Here is a 26,707-nt window from a genome sequence, read left to right on the forward strand (position 1 = left end):
GTCACACGAACCGCGCGGCCGAACGCAAATAGCGGCGTGAGGAGCGGCATCGGCCTCACCCGGTCACTCGAAAAGCCGAGGGCAGCACCTCGCGGTACGTCGGTAGCCCCGCCACCGGGGTCGCGGCCAGCACCGCGCCGACGATCGCCCGCTGCACCACGTCGGCCGCGGCGCGACAGACCTCGGTGAGCAACGCCACGCCCGGATTCATACCCGCCGGAACGTCGGGTTGTTCGGGATGAACCGTCCCCGTCGACACCGCGAAGACGGTGTCTCCGTCCAGCGGGGAATGTGCCGGCACGATCGACCGCGCGATGCCGTCGTGACCGGCCATCGCCACCCGACGGGTCGACGCCGGATCCAGGACCGCGTCGGTGGCCACCACCCCGATCGTCGTGTTGAGCACCGTCTGCTTGGCGACGAGGCCGGCATGGTCGACGATGTGACGCCCCGACGGTCGTCGCAGACCGAACCTTTCCAGATCGAAATCTGTTGCCGACCAGGGCAATCCGGTATTCTCGTTGATCACCGAACCGACCGGGTTGACCACCATGAGGGCACCGACCGTCACGCCCGCGGCCGGTCCGTCCTCGATCACGATCGACGCCGTACCCACGCCGCCCTTGAGGGCCCCCGCCCGCGCCCCGGCCCCCGCACCGACACTGCCCACCTCGAGGTCGGTCGTCGCCGCCGACAACGCCGCCCGACCGAACGGGGCGTCCGGTCGGTTCTCCCACGCGCCCATCGGGAGGTCGAAGATCACCGCGGCCGGCACGATCGGCACCACGTGACCGAGGTCGTCCATCCGCAGGCCGACCCCCGCGGACTCCAGGCCCGACATCACCCCGTCGGCGGCGGCCAGTCCGTAGGCGCTGCCGCCGGTGAGCACGATGGCGTGTGCGGTCTGGACGGTGTTGACGGGGTCGAGCAGATCGGTCTCCCGGGTACCCGGTCCGCCTCCGCGCACATCCACCGCACACACCGCGTTCGGGCCGGATATCCGGACCACCGTGGCGCCCGTCGCCCAGCCGCTGCCGTCCCGGGCGGCGTCTGGGTCGGCGACCACCGCGTCCGGATCGATCCGGTGATGATGACCAACCTCGATGCCGGCGACGTCGGTGATGCGGTCCCCCGACGGGGCGATCACGGCAACGATTCCACGAGGAGTTCCTGCATCACCGTGAGCCAGTGGTAGACGTCCAGATGGGCCGCATGTGGATGATCCGGGGGCAACTGATCCGGGGTGTCCTCGGAGATGCCGAGCATGGCACCGAGCGCGAGCCGGACGTCGTTCAGCGCCGTCAGCCACTCCATCGCCTGATCCTCGGTGAGCGCCAGATCGCCGCCGCCGCGCGGCAGGGTGTCGAGCACCACCTGTGCGGCCGCCATCTTCGCGTCGATGATGTGCGGCTCGTGAACGCTGCGGAGCGCACCGTTGACATCGCCGTTGACGACATCGGCGGTCAGTTCCCGGTCCTGATCAGGCCGGTGGAAGTCGGGCAGCAGACGACCGAGGGTGGCGTCGCCCGGTGCGGCGCTGTGTCCGGTGCGGATACCGGTGAGATCGGAGAGCTCATCGCGCGGCGCGGTGGATTCGCGTTCGGAGAGCAACTCCCTCAGCGAGGTGACCATCGATGCCAGCAGCTCGACCTCGTGCACGTCGAGGTTGGAGCAGATACGCATCGCAGGGCCACGGCCCTTGCGCTTCCAGGTACGCACGTGTCGTCCGGTCCCCGTTCAGGCGTCGCGCTGCATGGTGGCCCACAGGCCCGCCGCATGCAGCTTCCGGACGTCGGACTCCACCTTGTCACGAGCACCCGCCGACACCACGGCCTTGCCCTCGTTGTGGACCTGCATCATGAGCTCGTTGGCCCGGGACTCGGAGTAGCCGAAGATCTTCTGGAACACAAAGGTGACATACCTCATGAGGTTGACCGGATCGTCCCATACGATCGTCACCCAGGGCCGGTCGAGGGCGGTCGCACCCTCTGCGACGCCGGGTTCGGCAACCGCGGTACCTCCCGGCGTGGATTCCCCGTCGCTCCGCTCGCCGAAGAATCCCCCGTCGCTCCGCTCGCCGAAGAATCCCCCGTCGCTCCGCTCGCCGAGCCTTCTCCCGTCGCTCCGCTCGCCGAGCCTTCTCCCGTCGCTCCGCTCGCCGAGCCTTCTCCCGTCGCTCCGCTCGCCCGGGGTAGCCTCGTGCGCACGAGTTTCGTCAGGCGCCATAGGACCAAGGGTAAGCGATTGTGACCATCGACAACACCGCGCTGCTGACCGATCAGTACGAACTGACCATGGTCTCGGCCGCGTTGCACCACCCTGTCGCGCACCGTCCGTGCGTGTTCGAGGTGTTCGCCCGGCGGCTCCCCGACGGCCGTCGGTACGGCGTGGTGGCAGGCACCGGACGACTCATGGACGAGCTCGCCGGATTCCGCTTCGGCGACGAGGAACTCGCCGTGGTGCGCCGATTCCTCGACGCCGACACCGTCGACTGGTTACGTGAATACCGGTTCTCCGGAGACATCGACGGCTACCACGAGGGCGAACTCTATTTTCCCGGATCGCCGATCCTGACCGTCCGGGCCGGCTTCGCCGAGGGCGTCCTGCTCGAGACGCTGGTCCTCTCGATCCTCAACCATGACAGTGCGATCGCGTCCGCAGCCGCCCGCATGGTCAGCGCCGCCGCATCACGCCCGATCATCGAGATGGGTTCGCGCCGCACGCATGAGCGTGCCGCGGTGTCGAGCGCCCGCGCCGCCTATCTGGCCGGTGTCGCCGCGACCTCCAATCTCGAGGCAGCCCGAACCTACGGGGTCCCGAGCGCCGGCACCGCGGCACACGCCTTCACCCTCGGTTTCGCCGGGCCGGACGGCCCCGACGAAAAGGCGGCCTTCGCTGCCCAGATCGCGGTCCTCGGGACCGGCACCACCCTCCTGGTCGACACCTACGACATCACCCAGGGCGTCCGGAATGCGATCGAGGTCGCCGGTCCCGAACTCGGCGGCGTCCGGATCGACTCCGGTGATCTCGGTGTCCTCGCACGCCAGGTCCGCGAACAGCTCGACGACCTGGGCGCGACCGGCACCAAGATCGTCGTGTCGGGCGACCTCGACGAGTACGCCATCGCGTCGCTCCGCGCCGAGCCGGTGGACACCTACGGCGTCGGCACCTCCCTGGTCACCGGTAGCGGCGCACCGACCGCCGGCATGATCTACAAGCTGGTCGAGGTCGACGGGATCCCGGTCGCCAAGCGCTCGAGTCACAAGGAGTCCAAGGGCGGGGCCAAATCCGCGTTGCGAGCGGCTCGCGCCAGCGGCACCATTGTGGAGGAGATCCTGTATCGCGCCACCGACGATCCACCGCACACCGACGGCCTGTCCGTTCGGCCACTGCAGATCCCGCTGGTCCGCGGAGGCGAACCCGTCGACGGCCTGCCGTCGCTCGGCGACAGCCGAACCCATCTCGCCGACGCACTGGTGACCCTCCCGTGGGAGGGCCTCGGCCTGTCGCACGGCGACCCGGCAGTGCCCACCCGTTACCTGCTCGGTTAGGAGTCGCGATGTCCGATCGGGAACCCAAGGACCATGCATTGATCGTGGTCGACGTCCAGAACGACTTCTGTGAGGGCGGCGCACTCGGCGTCAACGGTGGTGCCGCGGTGGCCGCAGCCCTCGAGACGATCGTGCACGATTACCGCACCGTCGTCGCGACGCGTGACTATCACATCGATCCCGGCGATCATTTCTCCGATGATCCCGACTATGTCGACTCCTGGCCTCCGCATTGCCGGGCCGGCACCGAAGGTGTCTGGTTCCACCCCTCCTTCGATTCATCGGTCGCCCAGGAGGTCTTCTCGAAAGGCCACTACAGCGCCGCGTACTCCGGGTTCGAGGGGGCCGCCGACGACGGCACCTCCCTGGCGGATTGGCTCCGCGATCACCGGATCACGCACGTCGACATCGTCGGGATCGCGACCGATCACTGCGTACGTGCGACCGCGCTCGACGCCGTGAAAGAAGGATTCCAGACGCGCGTGCTCTTGAACTTCACCGCAGCCGTCGCCGCCACCACGTCGTCGAAGGCTTTGTCCGAGATGCGTTCGGCAGGAGTTGATCTCACGGGGGATCTGCTCTACGACGGATCCACACACATCGAATGACGTCGCCCTACATGACTCCGCACCACACGGCGTCGGGCGCAATGGCGCCGACCGGATGAGCAAGACCCCATCGGTGACCGCGCTGCTCGACACCGCGGTCACCGCCCTCGGTGGCAGCCGCCGTGACGGGCAGGTCCGGATGGCGGCGGCGGTCGCGCACGCCATCGACACCGGCGAACATCTGGCCGTCCAGGCCGGCACCGGTACGGGTAAGTCCCTGGCCTACCTCGTCCCGGCGATCCGGCACGCCGTCGAGTCCGGCCGCACGGTCGTGGTGTCCACCGCGACGATCGCACTGCAACGCCAGCTCATCGAGCGGGACCTGCCGCGCCTGGCACCGGCACTCGCCGGATCGTTGCATCGGGAGCCGACCTTCGCAATTCTCAAGGGTCGAGGAAACTATCTGTGCCTCAACAAGATCCACAGTGGGACTGCCGAGGAGCCGGCCACCGAACTCTTCGACGCCTTCGAACTGTCACGCACCGGACGGGAGGTCACCCGACTCCGCGAGTGGACCTCGGACACCGAGACCGGTGATCGCGACGACCTCTCCCCCGGTGTGACCGATCGGTCGTGGCGCCAGGTGAGTGTGACGGCGCGCGAATGTCTCGGCGCCGCCAACTGCAGCTACGCCGACGACTGTTTCGCGGAACGATCCCGCCGGGCGGCCGGGCAGGTCGACGTCATCGTCACCAATCACGCGCTACTCGCGATCGACGCGATGAGCCCCGCCAGCATCCTGCCCGAACACGACGTGGTGGTGATCGACGAAGCCCACGAGCTGGTCGACCGCATCACCTCGGTCTCCACCGCCGAGATCTCCGGCGCCGGGATCACTCTGGTCGCGCGACGATGCGGCAAGCTCATCGACGACGAGACCACCGATGCGTTGCTGGGTGCCGGCGAGAACTTCGACGGCCTGCTCGCCGAGTTGCCGGCCCGCGAGTGGCTCCGGTTGCCCTCCGGCACGGCCGAGGCCCTCGCCATGTTGCGTGATCGCCTGTGGCAGGCGCGCAATGCGATCGGCCCGGTCCGGATGCCCGGCGCGAGCGACGATTCGGCCGCCGCCCGCTCGGCCGCGCTCACCTCGCTCGAGGACACCCACGACACCGTGGTACGCCTGCTCGGCGCCTTCGACTCGCCTGACGAGGCGAAGCGCCGCGACGTCGTGTGGGTGGCGCACGACAAGGTGGGGCAGGACACCCGACCGGTGCTGCGCATCGCACCGCTGTCGGTCGGCGGCCTGTTGCGGGCGTCCCTGTTCGCGAAGGCGACGGTCATCCTCACGTCGGCCACGCTGACCGTCGGGGGGAACTTCGACGCGCTCGCCGCAACCTGGGGTCTGCCCGCCGCCGGCCGGCGTGACACCGACGGGGTCGACCCGTCGACCGAGGTGCCGACCGGCGACATCGACGTCATGGCGATCGGCAAGACCGCACCCGCAGACGACGCACCGCCACGCTGGGCCGGCCTCGACGCGGGCTCCCCATTCGACTACCAGAAAGCGGCGATCCTCTACGTCGCTCGCCATCTGCCGCGACCGGGCCGGGATGCGATCGCCGACGTGACCCTCGACGAACTCGCCGGTCTCGTCGACGCCGCCGGTGGACGCACCCTCGGGCTGTTCTCCTCGATGCGCGCGGCGCGGGAGGCCGCGGAAGCCATCCGGGGCCGCACCCATCACCCGGTGCTCTGTCAGGGTGAGGACACCACATCCGCCCTGGTCCGCAGATTCGCCGACGATCCCGAGACGTGCCTGTTCGGGACGCTCTCGTTGTGGCAGGGTGTCGACGTCCCAGGGCCGTCGTGCAGCCTCGTGGTCATCGACCGTGTCCCGTTCCCCCGACCGGACGATCCGCTGCTCACCGCCCGCCAACGCGCAGTGGAGGCTCGCGGAGGCAACGGATTCCTCACGGTCGCGGCCAATCACGCCGCACTGCTGCTCGCCCAGGGTGCCGGACGCCTGCTGCGCTCCACGGATGATCGCGGTGTCGTCGCCGTTCTGGACTCCCGCCTGGCGACGGCCGGATACGGTGGGTATCTGCTTGCGTCGTTGCCGCCGTTCTGGCGTACGACCGATGGCGATCTGGTGCGTTCTGCGTTGGGCAGACTGGCCGCGATCCCCTACGGTTGAGAGCGGCAGCGATGCCGGCGTCGCCGCACCCGAGCGTGCGCCAGAGATCGCGGGGTCTGACGAGAGGAGGCCGCTGGTGATCGGGCGGATGGGGATCGACGATATCCGACCCCTGGTGTCGGCTGGGCAGCTGCCGGCGAAAGCCGTTGTCGGTGAGCTCATCCCGGTCAGCAGCACCGCATGGCGCGAAGGACACGACGCCCTCGGCGTGACCTTGCGGGTGGACGGCCCGGAGCGGACCGGTCTCGACATCCGGATGCAACCGGCCGGCGAACCCGACGTGTTCAACGCCGCGTTCGTACCGGACGCCATCGGATACTGGGTGTTCCGCATCGAGGCCTGGAGCGACCCGTACACCACGTGGCGGTCGGCCATCGTCAAGAAGATCGACGCCGGCCAGGGCGCCGCCGATCTGGCGAATGACCTCGAGATCGGCGCCCAGCTGCTCACCCGGGCACACGACGTGGTCCCGATCGAGGCCCACGACACCCTCGACGACGCCATCCGCCTGCTGCGCGCGAGGCGACGGCGCATCGAGAACCGGGTGATCCTGGCCATCTCCGACGAGGTCGCCGAACTGCTGACCGAACACCCGATCCGCGAACTGGTCACCAAATCACGGTCGTATCGCGTCTGGGTCGACCGTCGCCGCGCACTGTTCGGTTCGTGGTATGAGATCTTCCCGCGGTCCACCGGCGGATGGGACAACGAGGGCAATCCCGTCCACGGCACCTTTCTGACGGCCGTCGACGACCTGCCCCGGATCGCCGGCATGGGTTTCGACGTCGTATACCTCCCGCCGATCCACCCGATCGGCAAGGTCAATCGCAAGGGCCGCAACAACACATTGGTCGCAGGACCCGACGACGTCGGCTCACCGTGGGCCATCGGCTCCGTCGAGGGCGGGCACGACGCGATCAACCCCGCGCTCGGCACCGAGGACGATTTCACCTACTTCCTCGCGCGGGCCCGCGAACTCGACCTCGAGGTCGCCATCGATTTCGCTCTCCAATGCGCTCCCGACCATCCCTGGGCAGCCGAACACCCCGAGTGGTTCACCACGCTGCCCGACGGCACCATCGCCTACGCGGAGAATCCCCCGAAGAAGTACCAGGACATCTATCCACTGAATTTCGACAACGATCGCAACGGGCTCTATCGCGCGGTCCTCAAGATGACGTTGAAATGGGTCGGACTGGGCGTCAAGATCTTTCGGGTCGACAATCCGCACACCAAGCCACCCAACTTCTGGGAGTGGCTGATCAACGAGGTCAAGAAGCGGGACCCGGACGTCCTGTTCCTGGCGGAGGCGTTCACCCGGCCGGCCCGTCTGTACGGACTCGCCCGCATCGGGTTCAGCCAGTCCTACACGTACTTCACCTGGAAGACGGCGAAGTGGGAACTCGAGGAGTTCGGCCGAGAGATCGCTGCCCACGCCGACGAGGCCCGTCCCAATCTCTTCGTCAACACCCCGGACATCCTGCACGCGAGCCTGCAACACGGCGGCCCCGGGATGTTCGCCCTGCGCGCCGCGCTGGCCGCCACGCTGGCGCCGACGTGGGGAGTGTACAGCGGATACGAGCTCTACGAGCACATCGCGGTGGCCGACGGAAGCGAGGAGTACCTCCACTCCGAGAAGTACGAGCTGCGGCCACGCGACTACAAGGCCGCCTCCAGCCGGGGCGAATCACTCGAACCGTGGATCACCACACTGAACGAGATCCGACGGCGTCATCCGGCCTTACAGCAGTTGCGCAACATCACCTTCCACCATCTCGACAATCCCGCGCTGATCGCCTATTCGAAGTTCGATCCGGTGTCCGGCGACCGCGTGATCGTCGTCATCAATCTCAATCCGTTCGGTACCGAGACGTCCACGCTGTGGCTCGACCTCCCCGCTCTCGGTTACGACTGGCAGGACCGTTTCACCGTCCGTGACGAGGTATCCGGCCACGAATTCCATTGGGGACAGGCCAATTACATCCAGCTCGAGCCATGGCGTGCGGTGGCGCACATCCTCGCATTGCCCCCGATCGCCCCGACCGCCGCCAGACGACTCGCCTACCGGATGCAGTGAGGTTGCCGTGACCGAGACGACCAAAACCCCCGAACCCTATGCCTCCGACCATGATCTGCGCCGGCTGTTCAGCTTGACGCACCCGGACCCGCACTCCTTTCTCGGCGCGCACGAGACCGATGACGGCTGGACCATCTTGCGCACCCTGCGACCGGATGCCACCGCCGTCGTCGCCGTGATCGGCGAGGCCGACCATCCGATGCAGCGCCAGAGCGACGACCTCTGGGTCGTCGCGGTGCCGATCACGGGACTGATCGACTATCGCTATCGGGTCTCGTACCCGGATGGCGACGACCATCTGGTGGCCGATGGATATCGCTTCCTGCCCAGCCTCGGTGAGGTCGACGTCCACCTCTTCTCCGAGGGCAGGCACGAATCCCTGTGGGACGTCCTCGGCGCTCGGGTGGTCTCGTACACGACACCGGACGGCGAGGTCCGCGGGACGGCATTCTCGGTGTGGGCCCCGAACGCCCATGGCGTGGCGGTCATCGGCGATTTCGACAACTGGACCGGGCGGCAGACTCCGATGCGGCAGATCGGCAGCAGTGGGATCTGGGAGGTGTTCGTCCCCGACGTCTCTGATGGCGAGCGGTACAAGTTCCGCGTCCACGGTGCGGACGGTGTGGTCCGCGACAAGGCCGACCCGATGGCCCGGCAAACGCACACCGCACCGTCCACGGTGTCGGTGGTCAGCGAGTCCACGTACTCGTGGACCGACGACGACTGGATCGCCCGGCGCGCCGAGGGCTCGCCCGTCGACGAGCCGATGAGTGTCTACGAGGTCCACATCGCCTCGTGGCGGGTGGATCTCTCGTACCGGGAACTCGCCACCGAGCTCGGAGACTACCTCGTCGAGAAGGGGTTCACCCACGTCGAATTCCTACCGGTCGCCGAGCATCCGTTCGGCGGGTCTTGGGGCTATCAGGTCACGTCGTATTATGCGCCCACCGCGCGCTTCGGTTCGCCCGACGACTTCCGATATCTCGTCGATCATCTGCATTCGTTGGGGATCGGCGTGATCGTCGACTGGGTCCCCGCCCACTTCCCCAAGGACGACTGGGCCCTGGCCCGCTTCGACGGCACGGCCCTCTACGAGCACGCCGACCCGATGCGCGGCGAGCAATTGGACTGGGGCACTCTGGTCTTCGACTTCGGACGCCGGGAGGTCCGCAACTTTCTGGTGGCGAACGCCCTGTACTGGTTCACGGAGTTCCACATCGACGGACTGCGCGTCGATGCGGTCGCATCCATGCTGTACCTGGACTACTCGCGTCCCGCCGGGCAGTGGCGCCCGAACGTCTACGGCGGCCGCGAGAACCTGGAGGCCGTACAGTTCCTCCAGGAGACGAACGCGACTGTGCACAAACACTTCCCCGGCGTCGTCACCATCGCCGAGGAGTCCACCGCCTGGCCTGGGGTGACCCAGATGACCACGCTCGGCGGTCTCGGATTCACCTTCAAATGGAACATGGGCTGGATGCACGACACGCTCGGATACCTCTCCCGGGATCAGATCCACCGCAGCTTCCACCATCACGAGATCACCTTCTCGTTGATGTACGCGTGGAGTGAGCACTTCGTGCTGCCGATCTCGCACGACGAGGTCGTCCACGGGAAGGGCACATTGTGGAGTCGGATGCCGGGCGACTCGTTCACCAAGGCGTGTGGGGTCCGCGTGCTGCTCGCGTACATGTGGTCACACCCCGGCAAGCAGTTGCTGTTCATGGGTCAGGAGTTCGGGCAGACCGGTGAGTGGGCCGACAACCGGAGCCTGGACTGGCACCAACTCCAGGGTTGGGAAGGCGAATTGCACTCCGGGATATCGGCATTGGTGTCCGATCTCAATCGCGTGTATCGCGAGAGCCCGGCACTCTTCAGCCAGGATGGGACGCCGGACGGGTATTCGTGGATCGATGCCAATGACACCGCGAACAACGTCATCAGCTTTTTACGCTATGGCACCGACGGCTCGGTCATGGCCTGCCTGTTCAACTTCTCCGGCTCCGATCGCGAGAGCTACCGCGTGGGCCTGCCGCGGCCAGGGACGTGGGCGGAGGTCCTCAACACCGACTCGGCGGCTTACAGCGGAGCAGGGAAAGGCAATCTCGGACAGGTTGTCGCCGACGGACCGGGCTGGCACGGCCGCGAGAGCTCCGCGACGGTGATGCTCCCGGCCAACTCGGCCATCTTCCTCGCACCCGCCACGTCGTCGAGCTGACGCCGACCGGGCGCACCGGTTCGTCGATCGGGCACAATCTCGCCGACTGGGCGCAGATACCCGCCGATCGTGCCGACAGGCACAGCGGTGTGCCCGCTCGACGGAATCCTGCGCCCGCTCGGCGGACAGTCTGTCGGCCTCGGCGGACGGTCAGTACAGCGCGCTGGCCAGCTTGCGGCGCGCCGCCACCACGAACGGTTCCGCCGGATCGAAGAGCTCGAACAATTCCAGCAGGCGGGTCCGTGCTCGCGTGCGCTCGTCGCCCGACGTCACCTTGATGACGCCGACGATCCGGTCGAACGCATCCTCGGGCCGCTGCCCGAGCAGCAACACATCCGCGGCGGCCAACTGGGCATCGACGTCGGCCGGTGCAGCCGTGTCGACGATCGCCGGATCGTGGGCCTGTGCGCGGAGCACGAATTCGAGATTCCGGGCTGCCGACGCCGCTTCGATGTTGTCGGGTTCGGCCTCGGTGATCGCCCGATAATCGGCGAGGGCGCCCTCGAAATCACCGGCGTTCAGTTTGTCCTCGGCCGCCACCATGCGGGGGTCGTCGGGCTCCGGCTCGACCTCACCGGCCTCACCGCCGGGCAGGGCCTCGCCGAGCTGATCGAGGATCTCCCCGACCCACTGCGAGATCTCTGCCTCGGATCGCACACCGTTGAAGGCGGCCACCGGCTGTCCCTGGGCGATCGCCACGACCATCGGGATCGATTGCACCCGGAACGCCTGGGCGATGCGCGGGTTGGCGTCGACATCGATCTTGGCGAGTACCCAGGAGCCCTGCGCGCGCGCCGCCAGCGACTCGAGCACGGGCGAGAGTTGCTTGCAGGGACCGCACCACTCTGCCCACAGATCGACGAGAACCAGCTGTTCCTGCGACCGGCCGAGCACCTCGCTCTCGAAGTTCTCGTCGGTGACGTCGATGACTGCGCCGCCGGAGTCGCCGGGGGTACCGCCGGCCGGCGCGTTGCCGCCCGGCGCGTCGTGCGGTGCTTCCGACGTTCGGGGGGCCGGTGCCGGCCTTCCCGACTGCTGCCGCTGCGCGTCGGCGCGTTCTTTGAGGGCCGACAGGTCGACCGCACCCGACATCGCTACCGCGGCAGCCTGTTGCCGTGCGGCCGCGGCGGCCGCCTGCTGCCGATTCGTTGGTCTGCTCACCCCTCCAGTGTGTCATGCCTCCCGACGGCCGACCTCCGCTGTCACCGGTCCGCGCGTACCACCCCGGCGGCCGCCGCGGCGAAGACGAGGGCGCCGATCGCGACGATCAATCCGACGGACAGGCTGCTGCGGGTGCTGATGAACCCGACGACCGCCGGTCCTGCCAGCATGCCCAGATAGCCGCATCCGACGACCATGGAGATCGCCCGACCACTCGAAGCAGTCGTGAGGTTTCCGGCGGCGGTGAAGATCTGCGGGATCAGTCCGGCCAGGCCGACGCCGAAGATGGTCCATCCGGCGATCGCCCAGCCCGCCGACGGCGCGAGGACTGCGAGCAGCATGCCCGTCATCCCGATCAGGGCACCCCAGCGGATCACCGCAACCGGGCCGACGGATGCCGCGACCGCGTCGACGCCGAATCGGGACACCGTCATCGCCGCGCTGAAGGCGCCGAAGGCGATGGCACCGATCGATTCGCGGGTACCGAACGTCTCGACGACGTGCAGGGCGCTCCAGTCGTAGGCGGTGCCCTCGGCGAGCATCAGCGCGAACGCCACCGCGGCCAGCAACGCCAGCCGTCGCAGATCGACGCCGGTCCACCAGCGCGCAGGACCCGCCCCCTCCGATTCCGCGGCACGCCGCACGGGCGCCGGCTGGTGTTGCTCCCGGGGCAGCAGCCCGGGGGCCGCGCATGCGGCGACCACCAGGCCGACGACGCCCGCGACGGCGACGGTGGCGAGGACCCCCGCATCGAGCCACAGCGTCGCCGCGACGACACCGGACCCGATCAGGCTCCCGACGGAGAAGAACCCGTGGAACGACGACATGATCGGGCGGCCGTACCGGCGCTCGACCTGAACCGCCTGGGCGTTCATCGAGACATCGAGTGCACCGTTGGCGAAGCCGAATCCGGCGAGGGCGGCGGCCAGCGTTGCGCCGTTGACCGCACTCACCGGCGCGAGGATCACGAGCGAGAGCACAACGGCCGCGACGACGGTGCTCGGACGCGAGCCCCATCTGTCGATGAGCGGTCCGCAGACCTGCATCCCGACGAACGCCGACGCCCCGAGGAGTAGGAGCAGCCCGCCGAGTTGATCATGCGAGACGCCGGTGCGTTCGGTGATCACCGGGATGTGGGCCACCCACATCGCGGCGAGAAAGCCGTTCAGCGAGAAGACGGCGACGACGGACGCGCGTGCCCGTCGTTCGGTGGCCTCGACCTCGACCTCGCGTTGCGCCCCCCGACGAGGCGCATTCACGCGAGATGCCGGTCGACCCGCTCGACCTTGCCGGTCAGCTCGTCGGTGTGGCCCGGCCGGATGTCTGCCTTGAGGACCAGGCCCACGCGCGGGGCGTGCTCGGCAACGGCGTCGGTGGCGCGTTTGACCACGGCCATCACCTCGTCCCAGTCACCCTCGAGGTAGGTGAACATCGCAGTCGTCTGGTGCGGCAGACCCGACTCACGGACGACTCGAACCGCTGCCGCGACGGCCGCGCTCATGCCGCCGTCGTCGCCGACCGCATCGCCGCCCGAAGGCGTCAGGCTGAACGCAACGATCACGACGGCCCGTACTCAGGCGGTCAGCTGCTCGGCGGCGGGTTCGTCGGAGAGCTCCGCGAGGTGGCCGTTGCGCTGCGCCCACCATTCGAACACCAGCGTGCCGAACGGCGGGATGCTGGACACGAGCGCCAGCACGGTGACCCCGGCACGCCAGCGCAGCTGCATGGCGGTGACCAGCGAGACGATGACGAAGAGGATGAAGACGATGCCGTGCACCATGCCAGGAACCGCAACCGCTTCGGTGTGCCCGAGCACCCACTTGAAGAACATCGCGACCAACAGCGCCAACCAGGTGATCGCCTCGAGGACCGCGACCAAACGGAAGCGCTTGGCCGGGGTGCTGAGATCGAAGAATTGCGACATGGTCTCCATTGTGCCGAATCAGACAGAATTCTACGACCAGGTGTAGTAGAAGTCTCCTCGTCCGGTCGGATCAGCTCTTCGGGACCCGCACGATCAGGGCATCGCCCTGTCCACCGGCGCCGCAGAGCGCCGCCACGCCGACTCCGCCGCCACGACGCTGCAGTTCCAGCGCGAGGTGCAGCGTGATGCGAGCGCCGGACGTGCCGATCGGATGCCCGACGGCGATCGCCCCGCCGTTGACGTTGATGATCGACGGATCGATCCCGAGCTGTGCGGTCGAGGCGAGCCCGACCGCGGCAAAGGCCTCGTTGATCTCGACCAGGTCGAGTTCGGCGGGCGTGATCCCGGCGCGCGCGCACGCCTTCTCGATCGCGTTGGCGGGTTGCGCCTGCAGTGACGAGTCGGGACCCGCGACCACGCCGTGCGGACCGATCTCCGCGAGCCACGTGACGCCGAGTTCGATCGCCTTGGCCTTGCTCATGACGACGACGGCGGCCGCACCGTCGGAGATCTGCGACGAGTTGCCCGCGGTGATGGTGCCGTCCTTGCGGAATGCGGGGCGCAGACCGGCCAGCGAGTCGGCCGTGGTGTCCGCGCGAACGCCCTCGTCCTCGGCGAACGAGATCGGGTCACCCTTGCGCTGCGGGATGCTGACCGGCACCACCTCGTCGGTGTACACGCCGTTCTTCCACGCGATCGCTGCTCGCTGGTGGCTCTGCGCGGCGAACTCGTCCTGCTGAGCGCGCGAGAATCCACGGGTCACGTCTGCTGCCGCATCGGCCGCGACGTCGTTGCCCTGCTCGGTCAGAGCGCCCATCGGCTGATCGGTGAAGGCATCCCAGAGGCCGTCGAAGGCCATGTGGTCGACCAGCTCGGTGTTGCCGTACTTGAAGCCACCGCGACTACCCGGCAGCAGGTGTGGTGCCTGCGTCATGGACTCCTGGCCACCGGCGACCACGACGTCGAACTCGCCGGCGCGGATCATCTGGTCGGCGAGCGCGATCGCGTCGATCCCGGAGAGGCACATCTTGTTGATCGTCAGCGTCGGGACATCCCAGCCGATGCCCGCCTTGACCGCGGCCTGCCGCGCCGGCATCTGACCGGCACCCGCGGTGAGCACCTGCCCCATGATCACGTAGTCGACCTCCGAGGCCGGCACGCCCGACTTCGCCAGGGCGCCCTCGATCGCGATCGCGCCCAGGTCCACTCCACTGAAATCCTTCAGCGACCCCATCAGGCGGCCGAACGGCGTCCGCGCTCCCGCGACGATGACCGTCGACGACTGTTCCGTGTTCGTGGACATGGGACCTCCAGGATCTCCGGTGAACGCGGGCAGACCGAGCGCCCGCTCTGTGCGCTTGTACATCCAACGCTACCGTTGTTGCATGACCACCTCTGCAACAGACCCCGCAACCGTCTCGGCCACCGAGCTGATCTCGGATCTCGTCGTCGCGATCGATCATGTCGGCATCGCGGTCCCCGATCTCGACGCCGCGAAGGAGTGGTACCTGACCCACCTCGGATTCGAGACCCTTCACCAGGAGACGAACACCGACCAGGGCGTGATCGAGGCCATGGTGGGCCCACGGAGCGCAGCCGAGTCCGGCGGTGCCGTGATCCAGTTGCTCGCCCCGCTCACCGAGGACTCCACGATCGCCAAGTTCCTCGACCGCAACGGGCCGGGTCTGCAGCAGCTGGCCGTCCGCGTCACCGATGTCGACGTGGTGAGCGCCCGCCTGACCGACGCCGGCGTGCGTGTCCTGTACCCCGAGCCACGGCGTGGCACGGCCGACTCGCGGATCAACTTCGTGCACCCCAAGGATGCCGGCGGCGTGCTCCTCGAGCTGGTCGAGCCTGCGACGGATTCCACAGGTCACTGACCTTTCCCACTGAGATAGACTGTGCCGCATGTCAGCTCCTGCACCGCGGCAACTCCCGTTCGCGATCGTCATGCGCGGCTTCGATCGCGAGCAGGTTGCCGAGCATCTGCAGCGAATGGACGCCGAACTGCGCGTGCTCGCGGCGGACCGCGATGCGGCCACCGCCAACGCTCACGAACTCGCCGCACACTTAGAAGAAGCACGCGACGAGATCGAGGAGTTGCGTCGCGAGGTCGACAAACTCTCGGTACCGCCGACCACCGCTCAGGGAATGAGCGAGCGGCTCGGCCGGATGCTCCAGCTCGCCTCCGACGAGGCGTCGGAGATCCGTGCCGATGCCGCCGCCGAGGCGGCCGAGACGACCTCTGTCGCCCGGCAGGAGGCCGCCGGGCTGCGCGACGACGCCCAGGCCGACGCCGAGCGCATCCGTGAAGACGCGGAGGACAAAGCAAAGAAGCTGATCGACGAAGCCGAGGAACGTGCACGTCAGACGCGCGAGAAGGCCGATACGCTGGCCGCGCAGGCCGCCGAGGAGGCCGAGGAGGCCGGCGTCCTCATCACCGAGCGCACTGCGGCGATGGAGGCCGAGCACAAGGAGACGATGAGCGCGGCACGCGACGAGGCACGTCGGATCGTCACCAAGGCCAAGGGTGAGGCCGCCGAACTCGAACTGCAGAGCACGCGTGCGCGCCAGGCCGAGCGCGAGCGTCACGACGCCGAACTGGCCGCCCAGCGTGACCGAGCACGCCACGATGCCCAACGGACGAAGGACACGGCACAAGAGATAGCCACCGAGCGACTGGCCCGTTCGCGTGAACTCGCCAACAAGGCCGACCTCGCCCGCAAGCAGGTCGTCGAGCAGCTCGACCGGGTCCGCGAGCAGTTGGCGAAGGTTCCCGAGCAACTGGCCGAACGCCACAAGGACCTCGCCGAACTCACCGATTCCGACGATCTCGAACTGCTCAATCGCGCGCTCTCCTCGCAGTCCCAGATCAAGCGACCCGGCGCGGCAAACGGCGGCGGCACCAACGGCTCGTCGGCGGCGCCCACGTCCAATGTCGCCGGCGGTCAGTCCAAGAACAACCAGACGGCGAAGAACCAGACAGCGAAGAACCAGACAGCGAACAAGTAGGCCCACCGGGATCGATGCGCGGCGGATCTCCGCCGAACTGCCCACGATCTCGCCATGAAGTGGCGTGCGTCTGGTGAACCGCACCATGAACGCTGTGATCGGACGGATCCGTCCACGGCATTTCCGCGGGGCCGACCTGCTGATGCTGACCACCACGGGCCGCGAGAGCGGAGCGCGGCGCACGACACCTCTGATCCTGATGCCCGACGGCGATCGATGGATCGTCGTCGCCTCGAACGGCGGGGGCGGCTGGGAGCCCGGCTGGTGGCTGAACCTCAAGGCGCGCGACCCGGCGGAGATCGCGATCGGAGACGCGGTGACGCCGGTTCGGGCGCGGAGATCATCGGTGCCGAACGAGATCAGATGTGGACGACCCTGAACGAGAACGGCTTCGACTTCCAGAGCTATCAGGACCAGGTCAGCCGCACGATCGCCGTGGTCGCACTGCCGCCGATGTCCTGAGGGCCGCGGGGAGTGTTCAGAACAACCGGAACTCGGTACTCTCCGCGCCACGCAACGCATCGTAATCGAGTATCAGACAACGAATTCCACGATCTTCGGCAAGCGTTCGCGCCTGGGGCTTGATCTGCTGCGCGGCGAAGACCCCGGACACCGGCGACAGGATGGGATCGCGGTTGAGCAACTCGAGGTAGCGCGTCAGCTGTTCCACCCCGTCGATCTCGCCGCGACGCTTGATCTCGACCGCCACCGTCGCGCCGGTGGCGTCGCGGCACAGCAGATCGACCGGACCGATCGCCGTCATGTACTCACGCCGGACCAGGGTGTGACCGGTTCCGAGCGTCTCGACGTGTTCGGCCAGCAGCTCCTGCAGGTGGGCTTCGACACCGTCCTTGACCAGACCGGGATCGACGCCGAGCTCATGAGCCGAGTCGTGTTCGATCGATGCGATGGTGATCCGCAGTTCCTCGCCGGCCTTGTTGGTGACGACCCAATACGCCTCGCCGTCGACGCCGTCTGGAACCGGCAGCTCGGCCATCCAGCAGGGTGGACTCATCCAGTTCAGGGGTTTGTAGGCGCGGTCGTCGGCGTGCACGCTCACCGAGCCGTCCGACTTGATCAACAGCAGACGTTTCGCCATCGGCAGATGTGCTGTCAATCGCCCGACGTAGTCCACTTGGCAGCTCGCGATAACCAGACGCACGGTGGCCAGCTTAGCGACCGCGCCGACGTGGCGGCGCACTCCCCACCCAACACGCCCTCACGCCGAGTACCGCTGCTTCAGCTGAAACGCCTCCGCGTCGATGACCGCATCCGCGATGGTGCCGTGGACATGCGGCAACGTCGGGTCGAAACCCCGAAGTGCTTGCGGTGCAGCAAGATCTGGGAGCGAGCTGTCGTTGCGGTGGCGATCCACGCTGGCCCGCACCACGCCGTCGGGGTCGACCAGCATGGCACGTTGCCCACGATCGTCGAGGGCGTGCTTGAAGTTGAGGATCATGGTCCGGGCCACCGGGTCGATGACCCCGATCCGGGAGATGTCCACGATCAGGACGTCGAGGTCGTCGAGATCCCCCTCGAACCGCCGCATCGCGCTCTCGGCGCCAGAGAAGGTCAGGTCGCCCTGGAGTTCGTAGATTCTCACCCGGTCACGGCAGGTTCGCAGATACAGGCGTTCGACCTCGCCCCAGTCCTCCCCGATCTCGAAATCGGCGATGTCGTGGATCGACCGGATGGTCACCCGGCTCTCCCGGGTCAGATTGAACATGTGCAGACCGAGGTCGGTCGACAGATGGCGGCAGGTGTCGATGCCCCGCACACTGTTGCCGTGCCGATCGAGTCGTGGTGAGTACACCCCGATCCCCAGCTGCCCCGGCAGGATCGCGAGGATTCCGCCGCCCACCCCACTCTTGGCCGGCAGCCCGACCGACGACACCCAGTCGCCCGCGCCGTCGTACATTCCACAGGTCGTCATCACCGACAGCACTCGTTGGGCCACCTCTTGGTTCAGCACCTGGCGACCGGTACGCGGATTGACCCCGCCGTTGGCGACGGTGCATCCGATCACCGCCAGATCGTCGGTGGTCACCCGCAGGGAGCACTGCCGGTAGTAGAGGTCGAGCGCAGCCTCCGGATCGGTGTCGATGACCCCGAAGCTGTCGAGCATGTAGGCGATCGCCCGGTTGCGCGCACCGGTCGCCGCCTCCGACCGGTAGACCGCGGAGTCGATGGACAGATGCCGCCCGGCGCATGCCGAATAGAACGTCACCAACTCGTCGAAGACTTCGTCTACGGTCTGCGCGGCGACCTCACGAACGGGCGGCAGCAGCATCGATGCGGTCAGGATCGCGCCGGCGTTGATCATCGGGTTCTTGGGGCGCCGACGGTCGTCGACGCTGATCTCGTTGAACGCCTCACCCGAGGGCTCCACTCCGATCTTGGTGTCCACCTGCACGTAACCCAGTCGGGAGAGCGCCATCGCGTACGTGAGCGGCTTGGAGATGGACTGGATGGTGAACTCCACCGAACTGTCCCCGCGGGAGTAGACGTGGCCGTCGTGCACGCACAATGACAGCCCATATCCCTCCGGGTCCACCTGCGCGAGTTCGGGGATGTAGTCGGCCACCGCGCCGGAGAGATCGGCGGCGCAGGCGGACGTGATGTGGCTGAGATACCCGTCGACGAGGGAGGTCACACAGCGAATGTAGGCCAGAAGCGGCGCTCGGGGGCGGAGGTGCGCCCATCGGGTAGCCCGCGTCCTTCGCCGATCGTCCTCCGCCCATCGAGTAGCCCGGCCTCCCGCCGATCGTCCTCCGTCGCCCGAATGGCCACGAGCGAGCGCAGCCAGCCCGCGGCATATCGAGATCACCACTCCCACAACGCGATCGCCCGCACCCGGCGCCTCAGAGCACGCTTGTCCGGCGTGTCAGGAGACGGCTACCGCACGGTCCACTCGTACGGTCACACCATCGGCGAAGCGGTAGGGGTTTGCGGTGAGCAGTCCACCGAGATGCTTCCGTAGGCGCGACATCTCGGCTCGCACGGTGACCGTCCGGTCATCCGCCCCGAACAGATGCCGTGACATCTGTGCCGCACTCCGGCCACCCCGGTGCTGCGCGAGCAGCGTCAGGATCTCCGCGTGCCGGGGCGACGGCTGCATGGTCCACCGGCCCGTCAGACCGGACACCGTCAGCGATGGATTGCGCGAATCGCGCAGATCGAGATCGAGTGTCGTGTCCGACGACGACGTCGAGTCCCGCTCGGCGACTCGGACCAGCCAACCACCCGGCAGCGGTTCGAGGTCACACTCCCCCAGACCGCGCAACCACATCCGACCGGGTCCGGCATGGCGCGGCAACGTCAGGCGGGTGCGGGGCGCGACGGCGTCGAGCGCGGCCACCCATCCGTCGTCGTCCACGGCCAATGCGGGCCCGCCGAATCTGGCGAGCATCGGCGCGGCGACCGACCGTAGCTGGTCCAGTGAGCGGCGGTGATGATCACGCAGTTGCGACTCTGCGAGCCTCGCGACCACGTCGACGAGCGCCACAGTGGTCGGATGAATCGTGGCGGCCGGTCCACTCACGTCCACCACGCCGAGCAGAGCGCCGGTCCTCGGGTCCCGGATCGGCGCCCCGGCGCAGGTCCAGGAATGGTGGCTGCGCACAAAATGCTCCGCCGAGAACACCTGGACCGCACGACCCGACATCAGCGCGGTGCCGATCGCATTGGTCCCGACAGCGTCCTCCGCCCAGCCTGCGCCCTCGATGAAACCGAGTCGATCGGCCCTTTGCAAGACGCGCGGTGCGCCGCTACGCCAGAGGACGCGACCTTCGGCGTCGGCGACGACGAGGATGTTGCCACCGTCCGCGATCACCGAATCGAGACCTCGGGTCAGGTCGTCGAGCACTGTGGTCAGACCGGACACAGCCCGACGTTCCTCGATCTCACTCACGTCGAGGCCGTCATCGGTCCGCCCGACCTCCGGATCGACTCCCGCGGTCAGGACGCGGTCCCAGGACTCGCTGATCACCGACCGAGGACGAGCCGGCATCTTGTCGCCGGCCATCGCGGCGTCGTACACGGCGGAGAGCAGTTGGGCGTAGTGCCGTGGGTCATCCCCCGCGGACATCGCGGGTTCGGGGCCGATCTGCGCATCTGGGTCCGACACCCCCTGATTGTGCTCCCCATCACACTCGGCCCGCAAAGCACGGACGTGGGTTGCAGCGGGTTGCAGCCACGAGGGCCTCCGGCCGCAACCCGCTGCAACCCTTGTCGCGGCCGCCTCATCGGTGTGCTGTGGATCACAGACAGCGATGATCGCAGCACCCGAGGAAGGCACATCATGACGCAGACATTGGAGCCCACCACTGCCGAGGCGCGACCGACCGAACCGCAGCAGCGCATCGACGCCTGGCTCGCCGCGTTCGAGGCCGCACTTGCTGCCCGCGACGTCGACCAGGTCACCGGTATGTTCGCCACGGACAGCTTCTGGCGAGACCTGGTGTCGTTCACCTGGAACCTCAAGACCGTCGAGGGTCGCGAACAGATCGCCGATATGCTGACCACCCGGCTCGCCGACATCGATCCGCAAGCCTTCCGTTCTGCCGCACCCGCCACCGCGGAGAACGACGTCGCCTCGGCGTTCATCGAGTTCGAGACCGCGACCGGTCGCGGCGTCGGTCATCTGCGGCTCCGGCCGGACGCGGTGTCCGGCACCGATGTCGCGTGGACACTGCTCACCACGTTGCAAGAACTCAAGGGACACGAAGAACCCAACGGCGCCACCCGCGTGCGCGGCGCGGTACACGGATCCGACCCCGACCGGCGCTCGTGGGCGGAGAAGCGCGAAGACGAGGACGCCGCGCTGGGCCGCACGCTTCAGCCGTACGTGCTGGTGATCGGCGGCGGGCAGGGCGGGATCGCGCTCGGCGCCCGGCTACGGCAACTCGGCGTGCCGTCGATCGTCGTCGACCGCCATGACCGACCAGGCGACCAGTGGCGCAAGCGCTACAAGTCGCTCTGCCTGCACGATCCGGTCTGGTACGACCACCTGCCGTATCTACCCTTCCCGGCCAACTGGCCGGTGTTCGCCCCCAAGGACAAGATCGGCGACTGGTTGGAGTTCTACACCAAGGTCATGGAGGTGCCGTACTGGAGCAAGACGACGTGCCTGTCGGCCGACTACGACGAGCAGGCACAGCAGTGGACTGTCGAGATCGAGCGCGACGGCGAGCGGACGTCCCTCCATCCCACTCAGCTGGTGCTGGCCACCGGTATGTCGGGCAAGGCCAACGTGCCCTCCTTCTCTGGTCAGGATGTGTTCACCGGCGAGCAGCACCACTCGAGTCAGCATCCAGGTCCGGATGGCTACGCCGGCAGGAAAGTCGTCGTGATCGGCGCCAACAACTCCGCGCACGACATCTGTAAGGCGCTGGTGGAGAACGGTATCGACACCACGATGGTGCAGCGGTCGTCAACCCACATCGTGAGGTCGGACTCACTCATGGAGATCGGCCTCGGCGCCCTCTACAGCGAGCAGGCCGTCGAGTCCGGAATGACGACCAAGAAGGCCGACCTCACCTTCGCCTCACTGCCATACCGCATCATGCACGAGTTCCAGATCCCGTTGTACGACCAGATCCGCGAGCGCGACAAGGACTTCTACGACCGTCTCGAGGCGGCCGGATTCGATCTCGACTTCGGCGACGATGATTCCGGTCTGTTCATGAAGTATCTGCGGCGCGGTTCCGGCTACTACATCGACGTCGGCGCATGCGATCTCGTCGCCGACGGCGCCATCAAACTCGCCCACGGCGATGTCGATCACCTCACCGAACACTCCGTGGTCCTCGCCGACGGCACGGAACTCGAGGCCGACGTCGTGGTCTATGCGACCGGCTACGGCTCGATGAACGGCTGGGCGGCCGACCTGATGGGCCAGGACGTGGCCGATCGCGTCGGCAAGGTGTGGGGACTCGGCTCGGAGACCACCAAGGATCCGGGTCCTTGGGAAGGCGAGCAACGCAACATGTGGAAGCCCACCCAGCAACCCGGCCTGTGGTTCCACGGCGGGAATCTCCATCAGTCCCGCCACTATTCGCTCTATCTCGCACTCCAGCTCAAGGCCCGGTACGAGGGCATCCCGACGCCGGTGTACGGATTGCAGGAGGTCCATCACCTCAGCTGAGCCGACGTGTACGGCGCTGCCGGTCGGGAAAAACCCTGGCCGGCAGCGTCGTCCGCTCATTGGGAAACCCGGTCAGGCCTCCATGACCTTCTCCGCGAGCAGCGAGCCGACCGGGCATTCGGCGACACCGATCGTCGCCCAGGGCGGTCGCCTCGGCCTGCTCTTGGTCGCCTGGAGTTCGACGTCGTCACGCGGGTGACCACCGGGTGACCTCCCGGCCCGCGTCGGCGACCTCTCCGCTCCACCATGTACATGGCTGGTGTACCGAGCGCGACATCTTGTCAGATGCGCAGGCATCATGACCGGCGCACAGTGAGTTCACCTGCATCGTTCTCGAGCTCACGATCGGAGTGCACGATGAAGCTGCTCGTCGCGTATCTGGCAACGCCCGGGGGCCAGGACGCCGTAGCGCTCGGCGTGTGCCTGGCCCGCACCCTGAAAGCCTCACTCGACATCTCTCTGGTGATCCCGCCCGACCGACCGGAGGCGTTCGCGAGCACAGGCAGCTACGCCGACGTCCTCGACGATGCGGCCCAGGAATGGCTGGCAGAGGCAGCGGCCCTGGTACCCGACGACGTGACAGTTGCGACTCACGTCGCGTTCGACGAGAACTCCGCCGACGGAATCCTCAAGGAGGCCGAACGCCTGAACTCGACCCTGCTCGTCGTCGGCGCCTCCGGGGGTGGCCTCATCGGCCGGCATTCCCTCGGGTCGGTCGTCAATGACCTCTTGCACAGTTCCTCGATCCCGGTGGCGCTGGCCCCGAGGGGCTTCAGTCACACCGGGTCGGCCCGGGTCCGGGCGATCACCGCCGCCATCGGGAGACGGCCCGGGGCAGAGATCCTCCTGGACACCGCACTCGAACTGAGTGCGCAGGGAGACCTGCCACTGCGATTGCTCTCCTTGGTGTCACGTGACGACATGCCGCCGCGTCGGTCCGCGCAGGACGAGGAGAAGGCCACCGCCCATGCCGTCGAACTCGCACAGCGGGCACTCGACACGGCACAGCAGCGCCTCCCCGACAGCACGCCGCTGAGTTCCGCGATCGCCGAGGGGCGCAGCGTCGAAGATGCGGTCGCCACCGTCGACTGGCACGACGGGGACGTGATCATGGTCGGGTCCAGCCGACTCGCCGCACCGCGGAAGCTCTTCCTCGGTTCCACGGCGGCCAAGATGCTGCGGGTGCTCGCGGTCCCGATGATCGTCGTTCCCCGACAGGCACCGCAATGACCGATCCGTCCAAACCGTCGGGCCCTCAGCAGGATTCGACCGACCTGATGGACAAAGGCCTCGCCTCCGGCAAGGTGGGCACCTTCGCCGGTGCCGTACTCGGCATTTCCTGCGTGGCTCCCGGGTACACGCTCACCGCCAGTATCGGTTTGATCGTCGCCGCGGTCGGCCTGAAGATGCCGGCGATCTTCATCGCCGGCTTCATCCCGATGTTCCTGACCGCGTATGCCTATCGGGAACTCAACTCACGCGCACCCGATTGTGGCGCCTCCTTCACCTGGTCAACCAAGGCGTTCGGCCCCTATGTCGGTTGGATGTGCGGTTGGGGCATGGTCCTCGCCACCATCATTGTGTTGTCGAACCTGGCCGCGATCGCGGTCGAATTCTTCTATCTGTTCATCGCCCGCGTCTTCAATGCGCCCGACGTCGCCGACCTCGCGGACAACAAAGGCGTCAACATACTCACCACTCTCGCGTTCATCGCGCTCGCCACCTACATTTCGGGGCGGGGAATCACGACGAGCGAACGCGTCCAGTACATCCTCGTCGGCTTTCAGATGATCGTCCTCGTCGCCTTCGCCATCGCGGCGATCGTCGAGTCGGTGAACGGCAACGCTCCTGCCGCCCTGCATTTCAGCCTGGAGTGGTTCAACCCGTTCACCGGCTTGGCCTTAGGTGCGTTCGTCATCGGGGTCACCGGTTCGATCTTCGCGTTCTGGGGCTGGGACACCTGCCTGACACTGGGCGAGGAGTCGAAAGATCCCACGAAGGTACCCGGACGTGCGGGCTTGCTGTGCGTGATCTCGATCCTCATCACCTACCTACTCGTCGCGGTGGCGGTGATGATGTACGCGGGGGTCGGAACCACGGGCATCGGGCTGGGCAACGACCAGATCTCCGAGAACGTCTTCGGCGCACTCGCGTACCCGGTCCTCGGCAGTTGGGCCGGACCTCTACTGTTTCTCGCGATCCTCGCGTCCTCGGCTGCGAGTCTGCAGACGACGTTCCTGCCCGCGGCGCGAACAATGCTCGCGATGGGCGCCTATGGCGCCTTCCCCAAGAAGCTCGCCTCCGTTCATCCCCGATTCTTGGTACCGACCTACAGCACAATCGTCGCCGGCGTCATCACGGGAATCTTTTACACCGTCGTCAGCGTGCTGTCCGAACACACACTCCTCGACACCATCGCGGCGCTCGGCATCATGATCTGTTGGTATTACGGGATCACCGCATTCGCATGTGTCTGGTTCTTCCGCAGAGAATTGTTCAGCAGCGCCCGCAACATCGTGTTCAAGTTCGTGTTCCCACTCTTGGGCGGCATCATGCTCACCGCGGTCTTCGTGATCTCGGTACGCGAGAGCATGGACCCCGAGAACGGCAGTGGCGCCTCGATCTTCGGGATCGGACTCGTCTTCTACATGGGATTCGGCCTCCTGGCATTGGGGCTGGTCCTGATGTTCGTGATGCGAGCGACCTCACCCGACTTCTTCGCCGGTCGCACCCTCCGCCGTGATACCCCGGCACTGGTGGACGAGAGCTCGCTCGTCCAGAAGTGACCTGCTGACAACCCGGGTACCGACCGCTCCACGAACGACGCTGGGACACTGGCCAGATGACCACGAATCACCTGAAACGCACCATCCGATGGGCCGGTCGCACCGTCAGGTGGGATCGATTCGGCGACGGCCCCGCCCTGGTTTTCCTGCATGGCACGCCCTGGTCGTCGGCGCTGTGGCGACAGTATGCCGAGGCCCTGGCGGAGGACTTCACCGTCTACCTCTGGGATATGCCCGGGTACGGATTGTCATCGAAGGCCCCTGATCATCGCGTCGACCTCGGGGTTCAAGGTGAGCTCTTCGCACATCTCCTGGACGTCTGGGGGCTCGAACGTCCACATGTCATCGCCCATGACTTCGGTGGTGCCGTTGCCCTGCGCGCCCGGCTGCTGCACGGCAGACGGTATGCATCGCTGTGTCTCGTCGACGTCGTGGCGCTCAGCCCGTGGGGCTCGCCCTTCTTCACCCTCGTCCAGCAGCACGCCGACGTCTTCGAACAGCTGCCGCCTGCCGTCCACCGGGGCGCGATCGAGGCCTACATCCGCGGCGCAAGTCACCGGGGACTCCGCGACGACCACCTCGAGATGCTGGTCCGACCCTGGTCCGACACAGACGGACAGACCGCGTTCTACCGACAGATCGCCCAGGCGGACGAGAAATACACCGACGAGGTGGAGCCGCTGTATGGGACCCTCGATGAACCGACACATATCGTGTGGGGCGCAGAGGACACCTGGATTCCGATGGATCGTGCAGAGCGCTTGGGCACACTGATACCGCATGCGACGCGAACGCTGATTCACGACGCCGGCCACCTGATCCAGCTCGATGCGCCGGCGCAACTGTCAGCTGAATTGACCCGGTGGACCACCGAGGTGGCATGACTGGCAAGAAATTCTGCAGTCAGGTCGAAATCAGGACCGCAAAAGAGAGAGCGGGACAAACAATGTCCACACATCGCAGAAGATGCACAAATGACTGTGGCCCCCGAATTGCTTCGGGGGCCACAGTTCTGAGTTGTGTTCGGCGGTGTCCTACTCTCCCACACTGGTTAGGGTGCAGTACCATTGGCGCTGGAGGGCTTAGCTTCC

The 26,707-nt window shown here is 67.1% G+C and carries 23 protein-coding genes; 12 read left to right on the top strand and 11 right to left on the bottom strand.

Features of this window, described 5'->3' with window-relative positions; genetic code table 11:
* Nucleotides 1–55 precede the first annotated feature (55 nt).
* The 3 genes from ACLQ3I_RS22105 to clpS are packed head-to-tail and all read right to left on the bottom strand — an operon-like array spanning nt 56 to nt 1,959.
* A complete protein-coding gene (locus tag ACLQ3I_RS22105) occupies nt 56–1,147 on the bottom strand; it encodes a P1 family peptidase (RefSeq protein WP_425793510.1) in 1,092 nt (363 codons plus the stop codon).
* A complete protein-coding gene (locus ACLQ3I_RS22110) occupies nt 1,144–1,719 on the bottom strand; it encodes a DUF2017 domain-containing protein (RefSeq protein WP_425804810.1) in 576 nt (191 codons plus the stop codon). Before ACLQ3I_RS22110 ends, ACLQ3I_RS22105 begins: the two co-directional genes overlap by 4 nt.
* An 18-nt stretch (nt 1,720–1,737) precedes the next feature.
* A complete protein-coding gene (gene clpS / locus ACLQ3I_RS22115; protein WP_425793989.1) occupies nt 1,738–1,959 on the bottom strand; it encodes an ATP-dependent Clp protease adapter ClpS in 222 nt (73 codons plus the stop codon).
* A 287-nt stretch (nt 1,960–2,246) separates the two neighbouring features.
* Between clpS and ACLQ3I_RS22120 the strand changes: the two genes are divergently transcribed.
* The 5 genes from ACLQ3I_RS22120 to glgB all read left to right on the top strand — a co-directional run bounded on the left by ACLQ3I_RS22120 (nt 2,247) and on the right by glgB (nt 10,588).
* Nucleotides 2,247–3,551 (top strand): nicotinate phosphoribosyltransferase, encoded by a 1,305-nt coding sequence (locus ACLQ3I_RS22120; RefSeq protein WP_425793508.1) that lies wholly within the window; start codon nt 2,247–2,249, stop codon nt 3,549–3,551.
* 8 nt (nt 3,552–3,559) lie between these two features.
* Entirely contained in the window at nt 3,560–4,159 is a 600-nt protein-coding gene (locus tag ACLQ3I_RS22125; protein WP_425793507.1) for an isochorismatase family protein, read from the top strand.
* A 55-nt stretch (nt 4,160–4,214) separates the two neighbouring features.
* Nucleotides 4,215–6,293 carry an ATP-dependent DNA helicase gene (locus ACLQ3I_RS22130; RefSeq protein WP_425804812.1) on the top strand — a complete coding sequence of 693 codons (2,079 nt, stop codon included), beginning with the start codon at nt 4,215–4,217 and terminating at the stop codon, nt 6,291–6,293.
* Nucleotides 6,294–6,369: 76 nt separating this feature from the next.
* Complete coding sequence (locus tag ACLQ3I_RS22135; RefSeq protein ID WP_425793505.1) at nt 6,370–8,370, top strand: maltotransferase domain-containing protein; 2,001 nt, start codon at nt 6,370–6,372, stop codon at nt 8,368–8,370.
* A gap of 7 nt (nt 8,371–8,377) precedes the next feature.
* On the top strand, nt 8,378–10,588 hold the full coding sequence (gene glgB, locus ACLQ3I_RS22140) for a 1,4-alpha-glucan branching protein GlgB (protein WP_425793504.1): 2,211 nt from the start codon (nt 8,378–8,380) through the stop codon (nt 10,586–10,588).
* Between the two features lie 150 nt (nt 10,589–10,738).
* On the opposite strand, the gene ACLQ3I_RS22145 is transcribed toward glgB, so the two are convergent.
* The 5 genes from ACLQ3I_RS22145 to ACLQ3I_RS22165 form a co-directional block, all read right to left on the bottom strand.
* Entirely contained in the window at nt 10,739–11,749 is a 1,011-nt protein-coding gene (locus tag ACLQ3I_RS22145; protein WP_425804814.1) for a tetratricopeptide repeat protein, read from the bottom strand.
* Between the two features lie 41 nt (nt 11,750–11,790).
* The gene (locus tag ACLQ3I_RS22150) at nt 11,791–12,897 is read right to left on the bottom strand and encodes an MFS transporter (protein WP_425793988.1); all 1,107 of its coding nucleotides are present in this window, start codon (nt 12,895–12,897) and stop codon (nt 11,791–11,793) included.
* Between the two features lie 107 nt (nt 12,898–13,004).
* Nucleotides 13,005–13,310 carry a thiamine-binding protein gene (locus tag ACLQ3I_RS22155; RefSeq protein WP_425793502.1) on the bottom strand — a complete coding sequence of 102 codons (306 nt, stop codon included), beginning with the start codon at nt 13,308–13,310 and terminating at the stop codon, nt 13,005–13,007.
* A gap of 12 nt (nt 13,311–13,322) precedes the next feature.
* Entirely contained in the window at nt 13,323–13,682 is a 360-nt protein-coding gene (locus ACLQ3I_RS22160) for a DUF3817 domain-containing protein (RefSeq protein WP_425793501.1), read from the bottom strand.
* Nucleotides 13,683–13,743: 61 nt separating this feature from the next.
* Nucleotides 13,744–14,976 (bottom strand): acetyl-CoA C-acetyltransferase, encoded by a 1,233-nt coding sequence (locus tag ACLQ3I_RS22165; RefSeq protein ID WP_425804816.1) that lies wholly within the window; start codon nt 14,974–14,976, stop codon nt 13,744–13,746.
* Nucleotides 14,977–15,058: 82 nt separating this feature from the next.
* On the opposite strand from ACLQ3I_RS22165, the gene mce reads away from it, so the two are divergent.
* The 3 genes from mce (at nt 15,059) to ACLQ3I_RS22180 (ending at nt 17,064) form a co-directional block, all read left to right on the top strand.
* Nucleotides 15,059–15,553, top strand: a complete 495-nt coding sequence (gene mce / locus ACLQ3I_RS22170; RefSeq protein ID WP_425793499.1) for a methylmalonyl-CoA epimerase — start codon at nt 15,059–15,061, stop codon at nt 15,551–15,553.
* A gap of 28 nt (nt 15,554–15,581) precedes the next feature.
* On the top strand, nt 15,582–16,685 hold the full coding sequence (locus ACLQ3I_RS22175) for a hypothetical protein (protein ID WP_425804819.1): 1,104 nt from the start codon (nt 15,582–15,584) through the stop codon (nt 16,683–16,685).
* An 85-nt stretch (nt 16,686–16,770) separates the two neighbouring features.
* Complete coding sequence (locus ACLQ3I_RS22180) at nt 16,771–17,064, top strand: nitroreductase/quinone reductase family protein (protein WP_425804822.1); 294 nt, start codon at nt 16,771–16,773, stop codon at nt 17,062–17,064.
* 99 nt (nt 17,065–17,163) lie between these two features.
* Here the strand turns inward: ACLQ3I_RS22180 and nucS are convergent, their stop codons facing one another.
* From nucS to ACLQ3I_RS22195, 3 genes are all read right to left on the bottom strand, one after another.
* Complete coding sequence (gene nucS / locus ACLQ3I_RS22185) at nt 17,164–17,847, bottom strand: endonuclease NucS (RefSeq protein ID WP_425793496.1); 684 nt, start codon at nt 17,845–17,847, stop codon at nt 17,164–17,166.
* A gap of 57 nt (nt 17,848–17,904) precedes the next feature.
* Nucleotides 17,905–19,338 carry a glutaminase A gene (gene glsA / locus ACLQ3I_RS22190; RefSeq protein ID WP_425793495.1) on the bottom strand — a complete coding sequence of 478 codons (1,434 nt, stop codon included), beginning with the start codon at nt 19,336–19,338 and terminating at the stop codon, nt 17,905–17,907.
* A gap of 231 nt (nt 19,339–19,569) precedes the next feature.
* Complete coding sequence (locus ACLQ3I_RS22195; RefSeq protein WP_425804834.1) at nt 19,570–20,772, bottom strand: GAF domain-containing protein; 1,203 nt, start codon at nt 20,770–20,772, stop codon at nt 19,570–19,572.
* Between the two features lie 213 nt (nt 20,773–20,985).
* Between ACLQ3I_RS22195 and ACLQ3I_RS22200 the strand changes: the two genes are divergently transcribed.
* The 4 genes from ACLQ3I_RS22200 to ACLQ3I_RS22215 all read left to right on the top strand — a co-directional run bounded on the left by ACLQ3I_RS22200 (nt 20,986) and on the right by ACLQ3I_RS22215 (nt 26,500).
* A complete protein-coding gene (locus ACLQ3I_RS22200; RefSeq protein ID WP_425804825.1) occupies nt 20,986–22,830 on the top strand; it encodes a flavin-containing monooxygenase in 1,845 nt (614 codons plus the stop codon).
* 357 nt (nt 22,831–23,187) lie between these two features.
* On the top strand, nt 23,188–24,060 hold the full coding sequence (locus ACLQ3I_RS22205) for a universal stress protein (RefSeq protein ID WP_425793492.1): 873 nt from the start codon (nt 23,188–23,190) through the stop codon (nt 24,058–24,060).
* Nucleotides 24,057–25,616, top strand: coding sequence for an APC family permease (locus tag ACLQ3I_RS22210; protein ID WP_425804828.1), 1,560 nt, complete (start codon nt 24,057–24,059; stop codon nt 25,614–25,616). The genes ACLQ3I_RS22205 and ACLQ3I_RS22210 overlap by 4 nt, the downstream gene beginning before the upstream one ends.
* Nucleotides 25,617–25,672: 56 nt before the next feature.
* The gene (locus ACLQ3I_RS22215) at nt 25,673–26,500 is read left to right on the top strand and encodes an alpha/beta fold hydrolase (protein WP_425804831.1); all 828 of its coding nucleotides are present in this window, start codon (nt 25,673–25,675) and stop codon (nt 26,498–26,500) included.
* Nucleotides 26,501–26,707 lie beyond the last annotated feature (207 nt).

Origin of the sequence: Gordonia sp. DT101, assembly GCF_049844895.1 — a bacterium.
Lineage (GTDB): Bacteria > Actinomycetota > Actinomycetes > Mycobacteriales > Mycobacteriaceae > Gordonia.

Coding starts and splice junctions, on each gene's coding strand:
- ACLQ3I_RS22125 (WP_425793507.1), top strand. CDS start 3,560: ATGTCCGATCGGGAACCCAAGGACCATGCATTGATCGTGGTCGACGTC.
- ACLQ3I_RS22130 (WP_425804812.1), top strand. CDS start 4,215: ATGAGCAAGACCCCATCGGTGACCGCGCTGCTCGACACCGCGGTCACC.
- ACLQ3I_RS22150 (WP_425793988.1), bottom strand. CDS start 12,897: ATGTGGGTGGCCCACATCCCGGTGATCACCGAACGCACCGGCGTCTCG.
- ACLQ3I_RS22160 (WP_425793501.1), bottom strand. CDS start 13,682: ATGGAGACCATGTCGCAATTCTTCGATCTCAGCACCCCGGCCAAGCGC.
- ACLQ3I_RS22165 (WP_425804816.1), bottom strand. CDS start 14,976: ATGTCCACGAACACGGAACAGTCGTCGACGGTCATCGTCGCGGGAGCG.
- mce (WP_425793499.1), top strand. CDS start 15,059: ATGACCACCTCTGCAACAGACCCCGCAACCGTCTCGGCCACCGAGCTG.
- ACLQ3I_RS22175 (WP_425804819.1), top strand. CDS start 15,582: ATGTCAGCTCCTGCACCGCGGCAACTCCCGTTCGCGATCGTCATGCGC.
- ACLQ3I_RS22180 (WP_425804822.1), top strand. CDS start 16,771: ATGAACGCTGTGATCGGACGGATCCGTCCACGGCATTTCCGCGGGGCC.
- ACLQ3I_RS22195 (WP_425804834.1), bottom strand. CDS start 20,772: ATGTCCGCGGGGGATGACCCACGGCACTACGCCCAACTGCTCTCCGCC.
- ACLQ3I_RS22200 (WP_425804825.1), top strand. CDS start 20,986: ATGACGCAGACATTGGAGCCCACCACTGCCGAGGCGCGACCGACCGAA.
- ACLQ3I_RS22205 (WP_425793492.1), top strand. CDS start 23,188: ATGAAGCTGCTCGTCGCGTATCTGGCAACGCCCGGGGGCCAGGACGCC.
- ACLQ3I_RS22210 (WP_425804828.1), top strand. CDS start 24,057: ATGACCGATCCGTCCAAACCGTCGGGCCCTCAGCAGGATTCGACCGAC.
- ACLQ3I_RS22215 (WP_425804831.1), top strand. CDS start 25,673: ATGACCACGAATCACCTGAAACGCACCATCCGATGGGCCGGTCGCACC.